Source organism: Planococcus daihaiensis (genome assembly GCF_049262615.1).
Taxonomy (GTDB): domain Bacteria; phylum Bacillota; class Bacilli; order Bacillales_A; family Planococcaceae; genus Planococcus.
Genome location: NZ_CP175504.1, coordinates 821,190 through 833,681, shown reverse-complemented (window position 1 = coordinate 833,681; position 12,492 = coordinate 821,190). Strand labels below are relative to the sequence as shown.

Here is a 12,492-nt window from a genome sequence, read left to right as displayed (position 1 = left end):
AATGAAAAAGGTGCAGCGGAATTCCATCCGCTGCACCTTTTCTATTAATATGAGTCAACATCCGATTGTGACAGATGCCAATCGGCTAGTTGTGATACTTTCAGCTCGGTATTGAATGTGCGGATCACAAATGGCATGGGGCTGTTGATGTGTCGGAAGCCGGCACTCTTCAAAGCAGAGTACCTTGCGCTGCCACCAACTGCCCAGCAATTGATGGCGTCCGCATCAGCCGTATTGCGTATTGTGCGCAATATCCCTGTCAAAACGGCAGCATCAGGTTGAGCCCACAAGTCAACAATCGTAGCCGTTGTGGTGCCGTTTTCCATTTTCTCTGTTCGGCAAACTGCGTAGCCCACAGCGGCATCTTCTTTTAAAATCATCTGCACCATATAATCCCGTGTCGGATGGGCTAAGTAACGCCTTTGTATATAAGCGCTGTCCCGGACAGCGTGCAGGGGATAGGCGGCGGCAAAACGATGATACAACTCGTCAATCAGAGCCGAATCGTTCGCAGCGTAATCCCTTAATTGATATGGACTCTTGCGCTTTGTCAGCAAACCGTATGGCTTATCCGCGATTTTAGCAAGCTTTGCAAAAGCAGGGAGTTTTGTGCCAATCAATGCACCCGGGCGCTGCACGGCAAGAAAACGGGGAACGTTGCCCAGGTCTTCACCGCCGGCGGTTTTCAGAAAAACATCTTTTGCTTTTTCAGCTGGAAAGCCGTATAAGACGTCAATCCCAGCAGCCGTGCAAGCCTCAATCATCGCTTGGACAATCTCTTTATAGATGCCCTGTCCCTGGTGGGAAGGGTGAACCATGATATCGACCCGTTCGCCCAATTGAACACGGCGGCCGTTGGAGACGCCGGGGATTTTCAAAACTGCAGCATGGCCGACAATTTGGCCATCCTGTTCAGCTACGATAATGATGGGAGCTGCCTCGGTGAACTCGACAAACTTCCATTGCCATTCTGCCAGTGAACGGGATTTTCCGAAGACAGTTTGATAAAGCGCGTTGATGCCTTCCTCGTCACCCGGCTGATAGTTTCGGATCATAATGGATTACCTCCGAACATTTTCTCAGAGATTTCCTCCCACCGTGAAGTGACGGCGAGCAATGCAAAGAACGATAATGTAAAAATATCCGACTCCCATAAATTGTACACGAGTCCCATGAAATAGCCGCCAAGCAGGACACTGACTGTCAGTGGGAAAATATAACTTGTGGGTCTTTTGCTGAAATATTTCCAGACAATCGACAGCAGGAAGACTGCAAAAGCGATGACGCCCAATATTCCGGTTTGCACGATGATCTGGATGTATTGATTGTCCGAATAGAAATTATTGCCGATGTCATAGTCATTATAAATCGGTGATGATTTTGACAAAGTAGTGGAGTCTCCGAATGTGGCAAAACCTGTGCCCATCACCGGATGGTCCTGAAAGATCTCGAATCCTTTTTTCACAATATACAGCCGGCCCGAGCTTTGGCTGCCGGTTACGGTATCTTCACTGAATGTGCTGCCGATGCGGTCACCGAATCCGGATTGCCCGCCGACATCAAACTGCTGGATATTATAGATTTTCTCTGAACCGGCATCAGTACTTTCGAAATAAGTGCTGAGCAGATTCACCGGCAACACAACCAGCAGCAAGGCCAAAGCCAGATATTTGGTGAAATCGAGTAGGATTACCCATTTCCTGGTCAACAGGATGAATGCAGCAGCGGCAATCAGGAAACCTCCCCAAGTGCCTCGTGAATAAGTCAAAATCAACAGGGCAATAAGGAATAAATTCAGTAAGTCCAAATATTTCCAGTTAAATTCCGTGAGCTTTTTCTTCGCGAAATAGAACAGGATAAAAGCAAATGACACGTAAATCCCCAGAACATTCGGGTTGCCAAGCATGCCGTAAATGCGGACGCGGTTTTTCGCGGACAACGGCATTTCCTGCCAGCTGAGGGGCATAAACGCAGTTCGTATCGACAGTTTTTCCACAAGAGCCTGAATAATGATCAGGATGGATGTCCAGATGAAGATCCAAACCAGATTCACCAAGTCTTTGCGGTCCACGTCCAAGCGGTAGACAATGTAATAGACCAGGTAGAATAAGAAGAACGAGCGGATCTGCTGAATGATATTGACCGGTTCAACGCCCATGATCATTGCAGAAACTGCACCGATCGCTAAAAATACGAAAAACGCGTACTCAAAAATCTTGAAGTGAAACAGCGATTTCAAAGAAGAACGGTGCATCCAGATGATTTTTGCTAATGCGCCGAAAATCAGTGCGTCTGCGATAAAACGCAGTCCGGGGTTGTATTCGATGATGAAGACCCGGATCGGGATATAGATAAACAGCATTAAAATACCTTGTTTCGGATTGAAAAAGGCGAATGCCAATAAGGCGAGGGTCAGGGCGTATCCAATTATAGTTAGTCCGGAATAGGCGATCAGCATGAATGCTGCCAAAGCTACCAGCCAAAACCATTTTTCATAGTTGTCTTTTAAGTAATTCATAATATCCTCCGCATGCTCGAATAATTAACGGCTCTGGTAAAAAGCCCTTTTCATTTTGATGTTTTTGAAAATCGCCCACCGGAGAGTAACCGTCCGGTTTGCCTGTTTGAAGTGGAGCTGATAATTCCGGTCCTGCATACGTAAATTCTTTGCAGCTCTAATAAACTCTGACGATTTGCTTTCGATAAAGGTTTCAACATATTTAATAGAAGGATCTTTAATGAGGGAGGCTTTGATGGAAGACAGTGCCAAAAACCCGTCAAACGCGATAACCTGTGATTTGAAAGCTTCTGTTGCCCGTTTTTTAACAGGAAATTCAGCAGTGATGTCAATGACGCAATTGATTTCTTCCGGCGGAACCGGGCAATTGATTTCATATTCACGGACAGTCACGCCGGATGCTGCGCTTTCTTCTAATGCATCTGCCAGCAGATGGGCAGAATAGACATGATCCGGATGGGCATCAATCAGGCTTGGTGTATAGATCATATCCGGTTTCAGCTGTTCGATCACCTGTTGAAGAGGGGCGGAAGAATCGGCGTTTTTAACCTCGCCGTCCGGCAACTCCAAATAAGTGATCGAACTGAAGCCGAGTGAATCCTGGATGGCGTATAGCTCATCTTTGCGGATATTCGCCAGATTCTGCTGCTGAGAAGATGAGGAATTGCTGTTTTTGCCATCGGTGATGACCGCAATATGTACTTCGGCGCCATTTGAGACATGCTTTCTGATGGTGCCGCCAACGCCGATGGTTTCGTCGTCGATATGCGGAGCAAACACCAGCACCCGCCGCGCGTCACCAAGAGGAGTGATTTCTCTATTGCTGCGATAAAACCGTTTCAGCGAAGAAACGATCGGCTGCGCCAATAGGGGCGATGCCGCTTTCATAATCGTCTGTTTCATATTTATCCAGAACTCCTTACTTCTTCAATTTGGACATTAAAAAGCCGGCTATTGCCGTTTTCAGCAGCAATACACTTGCTGTGTATATAATTGCCCCAATCAGGGCAGTTAAACCAAAACGGATGTAAAGATTCAACTCAGCTGTAAATGAGCTGCTAAACCACAATACTAACAGCATTATTCCTGTAGCAGCAACAATCTTCAGCGAGTCGCGGAACAGGTAGGAGAAGTTCATCTTTCCTTCGGTTTTATTGAAAACCCAGACGTTCAACATGAAGTAAACGAGGGCCATGACAGAAGAAGCCAATGGGATCCCGTTGTAAGAATTGAACAATTCGATAAAGAGGAAGTTCAAGGCGATATTCAGCAATACCGAGAACAAACTGATTTTCAGGATGACATGGCCTTTCTTTCTTGAGTAGAAAGCTTTGTTCAAGATGTTCTGCAAACTGAAAAACAACACAGAGCCAAGATATAAATGTCCGACCAGCACTGTTGCGTCAGTCGCTTCACTGGTAAAAGCCCCGCGTTCGTAAACGATGGTGATCAAATCCTGCATCAGCCACATCATCCCGGAAACGGCAGGGAGAAGCACCAGCAAAGTCAGCATCAGCCCGTGTTCGATGCTCCGTTTGAAGCCGCTGTGGTTGTTATTGGCCACAGCTTTCGCCAGCAAGGGGAAAATGATCGTACCGATTGTCACTCCAATAATGGCTTGGGGGAAATGGACAATGTTCTTAGCATAGTTAATATAGCTGATGGCTTGCTCACTGAAACGGCCGGCGAAAATATTATCGATCGTCAAATTGACCTGGCCCACCATAACGGTGAGCGCAACGGGAACAAATATGATGGAAAATGGCTTGATTTCATTCCAGTCAAGTTTGCCGATAATTTTATGGCTATCCTTCGGAATAAACCAGATGCGCTTTACAAGATACGAAAGAAAAGCACCTGTTAAATAACCGAAAGCCAGTGCATACGCACCGATCTGTTCAGAAAACAGCACCGCACTCAGAATTGTGCTGCCGATGACAATGATCTGTGAGATGACGGACAGGGAAAACTTATTTTCCGCATCCAAATACGCTTCGTACACCGAATTCAGGGAAACCAGAAATACGGCGCCGAAGAAGATCATCGACAGATTGGTACTTAGACTCACCGCTTCCGCTGAAAGTTCCGAGAACATGATTGGCAAAAGAAGAGGACTCAGTGCAATGCCCGTCGCGGAAACTGCAAGCCCCAAAAAGAACGTTGCACGGGTTACTTGTGAAAAATGGTGATAGCCCTTGCCATCTTCGGAAGCATGGATAAAGCTTGGCACAAAAGCATTCTTCATACCCGTCGCAAAAAACAGGATGAACATATTCGGCAAAGTGAAAGCTGCAAAATATGCCATCGCCTGGTAGGAATTACCGAAATAGAAGGCGATGATCATATCCCGCAGCAAGCCGGAAATTTTTAAAAATAACGACGCAATCACGAAGAGAACGCCCGTAAGTGCAAGTTTTCTGCCCAAAACAAATCCTACTTTCCTATTTAAATAAACAAAAAAACTAATGCAGTTTCTGTCCTCTATCTTAACATGAACAGACATGAAAAGAAGCGCAACACTAATACAATTATGTTACAATTACGCCTTTCCAACTCTATGGTTCCTATATAATACAAACACTGTTACATTTGAAATCGTATTGAAACTATACATTCCCCTCAACCGTCTATATAATAAGCAGTGAATTTCAAAAGAGAGAGTTGATCAAATGACTAGACGAAACACCGAGCGAAGCAGGAAAACACTTGCTGATAATCGCTTGATTCGAATTCTAATCGCCGCAGTGTTTGTCTTCGCTGCCGCCGCTGGAATATATTTTCTGACTCAAACCGCTGAAACATCGCCTTCGATAGATACTATGAACCAAACTTCCTTTACACAACGGACCTTCGAAAATCTGGCTACCGAAGTCGATTTTAAGGAAGCACCAAGCAATCCCCCAGGAACAGTCACTGATACAACGAAAGATGAACCGAAAGATACAGAAGACACCGAACCGCCACAGGAAGAGATTGAAGAGGCAGCAGCTGATTCCGAAGCGACCGACAGCATAGCTGTGCCGGAACCAGACCTCTCGTCCATGATTGCCAATGCCAAAACGTTTGTCTACACAATCTACACCGACCTTGACCAAGGCTCCGGTTTTTTGTTTAACAATAAAGGCGACATCCTGACAAATGCGCATGTCGTCAAAGACTCACAATACGTCACCGTCAAAAACAGCAACGGCCAGGAGTTTAATGGCCGGGTGATCGGCATTTCTGAAACGACCGACATCGCCCTCATCCGCATCACTGAAATTGCCGGAAAAGCGCCGATGGAGATGGAAATGCAGCAAGTGCCGGTGGATACCAAAGTATTTGCGCTGGGCAGCCCGGAAAACATCAATAACACATCGACAGAAGGCGTCATCACCGCAACGGACAAAAGCTTTGTCGATGGCTATGAATACGACGATCTTTACGAAATGACCGCGAAAATCAAGCAAGGGTCGAGTGGTGGACCGCTGATTTCGGCGCAGTCCGGCAAAATTCTCGGCATCAATTCGATCGTCCTGACAGATAATCCGGACATCGGTTACACAATTCCGATTTACTCTGTCATCGATCAACTGCAGGAATGGGCAGAAAATCCGCTCGCAGCAGACAGTGAAATCGTGCACCCGGATGTTTCAGCCGCTTTCTTTGAAGAGGAATTGCTCCGCGGTTTCATCTCAGATTTTTACGAGTTGGTACCATACTCACTCAACGACGATGAAGTGGAATACTATAAATTCTTCCTGCTGTCCGGCAGCCAGGGCGAAATGTTCGGCAACGAAATGATTCAAGGATTGAAAGGCGAGCAACGTGCCTTCCAGGCAGCGGAGCATTCAATTACGGGTATCGAAATTGATGACAACGAAGCCTATGTCACCGCTAACTCGACTTTCAAATTCCACGATCAGGAAGACGATAGACTTGTCTCCATCCGACACGCGGTCGTCTACACAATCGTCATCGACCGTTTCGGCGATTACCAGATTTCCGCCATTCACAATCAGGACCAATAACACGAGCGCCGGGGCACCCAGCCGCCGGCGCCATTTCTTTGCCTAGTTTCACGGCTGCGAACGCAGGGAATATGTGAAATCAAAGCTTAAAATTCAATCTCCAAAAAAGGAGCCCCTCATGGCAAAACGACACGATTATATGGACTGGCTCAGAGTAATTTCAATTTTCGTCGTAGTCGGCGTCCATACCGTTTCCAAAATTATCAATACCGGCCACACAGACCAATGGGAATGGCAATTCGCCAACGCCATCGATTCCGCCATCCGCTGGTGTGTGCCGGTGTTCTTCATGCTGAGCGGCGCTTTGCTGCTGAACACGAAAAGAGAAGAACCCGTCGGCAGTTTCCTCAAAAAGCGGCTGACAAAAGTCATCATTCCGCTCATTTTTTGGAGCGGCGTTTACATTGCGTATAAAATCTTCGAACAAGGCGAATCCTATACTTTCGGCGAAATGCTCGTGCTGTTCTTCACCGATGACGTCTACTACCATCTGTGGTTCCTGTATGTCATCATCGGCTTGTACATAATGGCACCGTTCCTGAAAATTCTCGTCAAAAATATGGACCAGAAAACCTTTCTGTTCTTTCTGGCCATCTGGTTCGTTTTCGCCGGACTCCTGCCATTCACTCAAAAGCTGTTCGGCTTTGAACCGGCGATTGACCCCGGATTGTTCCAGCCCTATATCGGCTATTTCCTGCTCGGTGCATACCTGGTCATCTATCCATTGCCGAAAAAGGTGTTATGGCCGCTGTTCGGGTTATCGATTGTCTCCTATCTGGCAACCGTCTACGGCACGCATTTCCTGACCCAGCGGAGCGGCGAGCTCGATGAATTCTATTACGAACATTACCGTCCGACGCATATAGCCATCAGCGTGTTCATCTTTACCTTATTCCAGCAGCTTGGGCCGCGCATCAAACCGAACCCCATCATCACGCAGCTCAGCCTGGCGACGCTCGGCATCTACGTGATCCATCCGCTGGTGCAATTTTATCTGAATAAATTCTTCAATATCAATGAAACGACGGTCAATGCGCTCGTCGGGGTACCCCTCGTGTGGATCCTGATCTTCACCATTTCATTTTTCATCATCTGGCTATTGAAAAAGGTTCCCGGAGCGAAACACATTTTACCGTAGTGCATCATCGAGAAGAGAATCCAGCGAAAAGCCCGCACACTTGTGCAGGGCTTTTTTTGGTGGAATGGATTGCCTTTTTGATTTCCAGCAGTTCCCATATGTTCCCTGTGTAGGATAAAATTATGACTATTTACCTTTATGGATAAAAATTCAAAAAAAGTATCCGATAATCCCTGGGGTTGCTGGATACGCTATTTTTTGCATTCAATTGTCGTGAATAAACGGAATCGTTTCTGACACAGAGGTGCGAAAGGCGCGCGAATTCCAGCATGTAAATCTGTAAAATATAAAATTTTTATACATTAAATTCCTTTTAGTGATATCATTAAAATGTCATGCAATTCTGATTTGTATGAACAAAACAATCGCAAAGGGGAAATGGGAATTGTCAAAAACCAATTTTACAAAATTCTTTAGCGCCATGTTAGCTTTAGTCCTGGCCTTCTCTCTGTTGTCGCCGTTTTCGGCATCAGCTGAGCAGAACCTTGTCTTTAAAGACAGCCAGCAGACGCAAAGTGAAATGGAAACCAAAGCAGCAATTGCGGACCAGCTGCGCGTCATCGACGGCAAGCCGCGTCTGCACGAAACGCTTCAAAACCAGTCAGGCGAGGAAGAAGTGGATGTCATTATCCATTTATCCGAAAAGCCGGTGGGACTTGAGCGGGCAATGGAAAAATCGAAAGGCAAAGCATTCTCGAACGCCAAAGCAACGAAGGTGAAAAAGAATGTCAAAGCTCAGCAGGCAACTGCTAAAAAAGAAATGCGAGCATTAAAGCTATTAGTTAAAGAAGGATATTCGTATGACACGGTGCTGAACGGTTTTGCAGCGACAGTCAAAGCGAAAGATCTGGAAAAGCTTTTGAAGATAAAAGGTGTAACTTTGGTTGAGCCAGATGTGGAAGTCCATGCAATGGAAGCTGCCACTAACTCAGATGAAGGAAACGTGGAAGCAGCGATGGATAACAGCATTTCATTCCTTGGCATAGAACCTCTATGGCAGGAAGGATTTGAAGGGCAGGGCGTAAAAGTTGCTGTGCTGGATACAGGAATCGACGCTGACCACCCGGAATTTGAAGGGATCTACAAAGGCGGTAAAAACTTTATTCAACATTCGTCATTATATGCAAAAGAACGTGCGCTGGATGATGCATCGGAAACGTTGCCATCTGAACGTCCTGCAGGAACGCCGGAATTCAATGCAAACGGCAGTTCTTTCTATACTTCACACGGCACGCACGTAGCAGGTACGATTGCTGCGATCGGCGCCAATGAATTCGGCATCAAAGGAATCGCACCAAAAGTTGACCTTTACGCATACCGCGTACTCGGCGCTTATGGCAGCGGCGCGACATCGGGAATTGTCGCGGCAATTGAAGAATCGGTCATTCAGGAAATGGACATCATCAATCTATCACTTGGCGGAGGAGCCAATACAGAGACGGATGCCGGTTCATTTGCCATTAACAACGCAATGCTGTCAGGCACAATCGGTGTCGTGGCAACAGGAAACTCGGGCCCGAACCGCGGAACAATGGGCACACCGGCAACGGCACGCCTGGGAATCGCAGTCGGCAACACGACTAATCCGGAATCGATTTATGATGGAGCAGTCAATATTACTGCAGGCGATTATCAATTAGCGAAAACAGTCAATCTGATGGCAACAACGTTCGGGCAGGATCTGGCCCAGCAGCTTTCAGGTGAATATGAAGTGGTTGCAGTACCGGGAGTCGGGAAACCGGCTGATTTTGAAGGAGTGGATGTTGCAGGCAAAGTAGCGCTAATCTCGCGCGGCGAAATCGCGTTTGTCGATAAGATTGCTGCAGCGAAAGAAGCTGGAGCGGTGGCAACAATCATCCACAACTTTGCTGGAGGATCGAATGCGCCGGAAGCTTCCGGAACATTCCTCGGCGATGCTTTTGAATTCCTTCCGACATTTGATATGTCACAGACAGACGGTGATGCACTTCGTGCGGCATTGGCTGATACCACTGGGACGATTTCTTTTGACGGGTTCTCGAGCGTTTTAACAAGCGGCGATGAAGTGAACTCTTCCAGTTCACGTGGGCCGTCAACACCGAACTTTGATATCAAACCGGATGTAAGTGCGCCGGGCACGAATATCATGTCGACAATCCCGATGTACAAAACGGATTTCCCGGATGCCACTTACGATGAGGCTTATACGCGGAAAACCGGAACATCCATGGCGACTCCGCATATTGCCGGAATCGCAGCATTGATCCTACAGGCCAATCCGGAGTGGGATGCGTTTGACGTAAAAGTCGCGCTGTCCAACACAGCAGAAATTTTGGACACGGATAAATATGACGTCTTTGCACAAGGTGCAGGACGCGTCAACGCTTATGCGGCAGTTCATCCAGAAGCGCTGGCATATGCGAAAGACGAAGCAATTGCAGACGAAACGGGCGCAATCGTTGAAAACATCAAAGGGACTGTCACTTTCGGTCCGCAGGATATTTCAGAAAACGCTGTTTCAGTCAATAAAGAAGTTCTGGTCAAAGACGTTGCCGGCAATGGCGGCAACTATGACGTAGCTGTTGAAGTGACAAAAGGATTTGCCGGTGCGAATGTAACGGTCGATCAGGAGTCATTTGATTTGAACGGCGAACAGCTTTTGAATGTTAACTTGACGGCTGCTCAAAATGCGGCTGTTAAACCGGGAGATGAAATCCTCGGCTATATCCATATCACAAACGGGGACTATGAAATCTCCCTGCCATTCGCCGCTGATTTTGGTGGAATGGAAGCTGCAACAATTGAAAACTACAGCATCACCGAAACAGACCTGTCATTCAATGGGGACGGCGTTCAAGATTCTGCGCTGCTGTCATTTACCTTGACGGGTGATGTAGGCACAAACTATATCGAATTGTGGGATATCATGAATCCTTCAGGCGGAACATATGGTGATGGCTATATCGGTTATCTGCATTACGGCGATGCACTGCCGGCGGGCTCTTATACGCTGGGTGTTGCAGGCCAGTATCAGCCATGGGACGGCAGCGGTGCAGCGACAATTCCTGATGGCCTCTACACGATTGACTTTACAGGTGTGGCTCCTTCGGGTGTCGTAAGCGATTACGTCGGACCGGTTGTCGTTAAAACAACTGCTCCTGAAATTGCAGGAACTTTTGAAGATCTCCAGATAACCGGACAGGTTGAAGACAAATACATTGAGTATAATGAAGAATTGACTGGCTATGGTCTGGACTACGACTTGAACGATAAACTGAATGCTTCTTATGTAACAACAGAAAACGGTAAAACTTCCGAACCGGTCCAATTCAACCTGGCGCAGGATGGTTCATTCACATTCCCTGTAACTGAGGCTACAGATTCAGTAACGGTCGTTGTTGAAGACGCAGCAGGAAATGTCGGAGAAACACTACTTTTCCCGACAAAACTAACTGTCAGCGCTGAGCAATTGACGATTACCGGCCAAAAAGGCAAAGTGGTCGTTTGGCAGGAAACTCTTCTGCCGGACGGCGAAACGATAAAATCGAATGTCACAAAAGATGCTGTCTACACAGTAGCTGACGACTCGATTGTTTCGGTTAAAGACGGAAAAATTACTGCCAAGGAATCTGGTTCAACAACCATTACGATTTCTTATGAAGGCTACGAAGTTACAGTTGAAGTAACGGTTCGTTAACAAATATTCCGCTAGACAAAAAGGCGTCCATTAAATTGGACGCCTTTTTGGTGGGGAAAAACAAAGGTCAAAAGATAAATAAAGATAAATGGATGCTTTTCGCGGGCGAAAAGCGAGAAAACCGAACGGGGGAGCGTGGAAAACTATCTGGCTTGCGCGTTTCCGCCCCTGGGACAGACACAAATGTTTTTCAATTTGTGGCTGTCCCAGGGACGTGTAGCGAACCCTCGTCCCAAAAATAACTATAAAAAGAGGATTGTCTGTCTTTTGAACGAAAAAAGGCAAAGTCACAATTTTAGGAGCAATTGTGTCTTTGCCGAATATCCAAAAAAAGACACCCAATCAATTGGATGCCCCGCCTTGCTATTGTTGCTTATCGCCTTACTATTGGTGCCTATCGTCTGAAGCTGTGGAATTTTGGTCCCCAGTATGAATTGTCCAAGCTCACAACTTCGGCTTTCGATCCGCCCGAGTGAACGAACTTGTTATTGCCGATGTAGATGCCGACGTGCGAGATGCCTGGACGGTACGTGTTGGCGAAGAATACCAAATCGCCGACTTTTGGAGTTGACACCGCTGAAGTTTCAGCAAACTGTGACAACGTTGTGCGTGACAGGCTTTTGCCGTTTTTCTCGAAAGCATATTGCGTGAATCCGCTGCAGTCAAAGCCGGCTGTAGATGTGCCGCCGAATTTATATGGAATGCCGCGCAATGACATGGCCGTTGAAACAACGCCAGAAGTTGCTGCTGATGTAGTCGCTGATACTTTCGTCGTCGCTGATGACAGCAACGTGCTCAGGATCCAACCGGATTTGCCGTTGACGTTGATCTTGTACCACGTCTGGCTGCCGTATTTCTTCTCGTGAGTTGCTGTTACTTTCGTGCCTTTTTTGGCCACTAATAAGCTTTTATTGGTAATGCCCGCATCCAAGCGGACGTTAGAGTTGTGCTTTAAAACAAACGTTCCAGATTTGGCTGTTGCCTGAGAGCTGGATACTTGTTGAACCGACTCGGTTGCCGGTGAAGTTGTTGGAGCTTCTGCCCCTGCCGCTGAAATAGTCCCTGAAAACATCATTGTGCTTGCGAATAAAGTGAAAACTAATTTTCTCATTATTTTTCCCCAATCATTTGTTTGATATCCATGTCCAGT

The 12,492-nt window shown here is 46.8% G+C and carries 8 protein-coding genes; 3 read left to right on the top strand and 5 right to left on the bottom strand.

Annotation, left to right across the window (positions count from 1 at the left end):
• Positions 1–44 precede the first annotated feature (44 nt).
• The 4 genes from DHX103_RS03935 to murJ are packed head-to-tail and all read right to left on the bottom strand — an operon-like array spanning position 45 to position 4,943.
• On the bottom strand, positions 45–1,055 hold the full coding sequence (locus DHX103_RS03935; RefSeq protein WP_422123967.1) for a GNAT family N-acetyltransferase: 1,011 nt from the start codon (positions 1,053–1,055) through the stop codon (positions 45–47).
• The gene (locus DHX103_RS03930; protein ID WP_422123966.1) at positions 1,052–2,518 is read right to left on the bottom strand and encodes an O-antigen ligase family protein; all 1,467 of its coding nucleotides are present in this window, start codon (positions 2,516–2,518) and stop codon (positions 1,052–1,054) included. The genes DHX103_RS03935 and DHX103_RS03930 overlap by 4 nt, the downstream gene beginning before the upstream one ends.
• 24 nt (positions 2,519–2,542) lie before the next feature.
• Positions 2,543–3,421: a PIG-L deacetylase family protein gene (locus tag DHX103_RS03925; RefSeq protein ID WP_422123965.1), complete on the bottom strand. Its 879-nt coding sequence runs from the start codon at positions 3,419–3,421 to the stop codon at positions 2,543–2,545.
• Between the two features lie 16 nt (positions 3,422–3,437).
• The gene (gene murJ / locus DHX103_RS03920) at positions 3,438–4,943 is read right to left on the bottom strand and encodes a murein biosynthesis integral membrane protein MurJ (protein ID WP_422123964.1); all 1,506 of its coding nucleotides are present in this window, start codon (positions 4,941–4,943) and stop codon (positions 3,438–3,440) included.
• A gap of 244 nt (positions 4,944–5,187) precedes the next feature.
• On the opposite strand from murJ, the gene DHX103_RS03915 reads away from it, so the two are divergent.
• The 3 genes from DHX103_RS03915 to DHX103_RS03905 all read left to right on the top strand — a co-directional run bounded on the left by DHX103_RS03915 (position 5,188) and on the right by DHX103_RS03905 (position 11,342).
• Positions 5,188–6,528 (top strand): S1C family serine protease, encoded by a 1,341-nt coding sequence (locus DHX103_RS03915; RefSeq protein WP_422123963.1) that lies wholly within the window; start codon positions 5,188–5,190, stop codon positions 6,526–6,528.
• Between the two features lie 118 nt (positions 6,529–6,646).
• Positions 6,647–7,666 carry an acyltransferase gene (locus tag DHX103_RS03910; protein WP_422123962.1) on the top strand — a complete coding sequence of 340 codons (1,020 nt, stop codon included), beginning with the start codon at positions 6,647–6,649 and terminating at the stop codon, positions 7,664–7,666.
• A 385-nt stretch (positions 7,667–8,051) separates the two neighbouring features.
• The gene (locus DHX103_RS03905; RefSeq protein ID WP_422123961.1) at positions 8,052–11,342 is read left to right on the top strand and encodes a S8 family serine peptidase; all 3,291 of its coding nucleotides are present in this window, start codon (positions 8,052–8,054) and stop codon (positions 11,340–11,342) included.
• Positions 11,343–11,736: 394 nt separating this feature from the next.
• Here the strand turns inward: DHX103_RS03905 and DHX103_RS03900 are convergent, their stop codons facing one another.
• The gene (locus tag DHX103_RS03900) at positions 11,737–12,453 is read right to left on the bottom strand and encodes a C40 family peptidase (protein WP_422123960.1); all 717 of its coding nucleotides are present in this window, start codon (positions 12,451–12,453) and stop codon (positions 11,737–11,739) included.
• Positions 12,454–12,492: the final 39 nt, after the last annotated feature.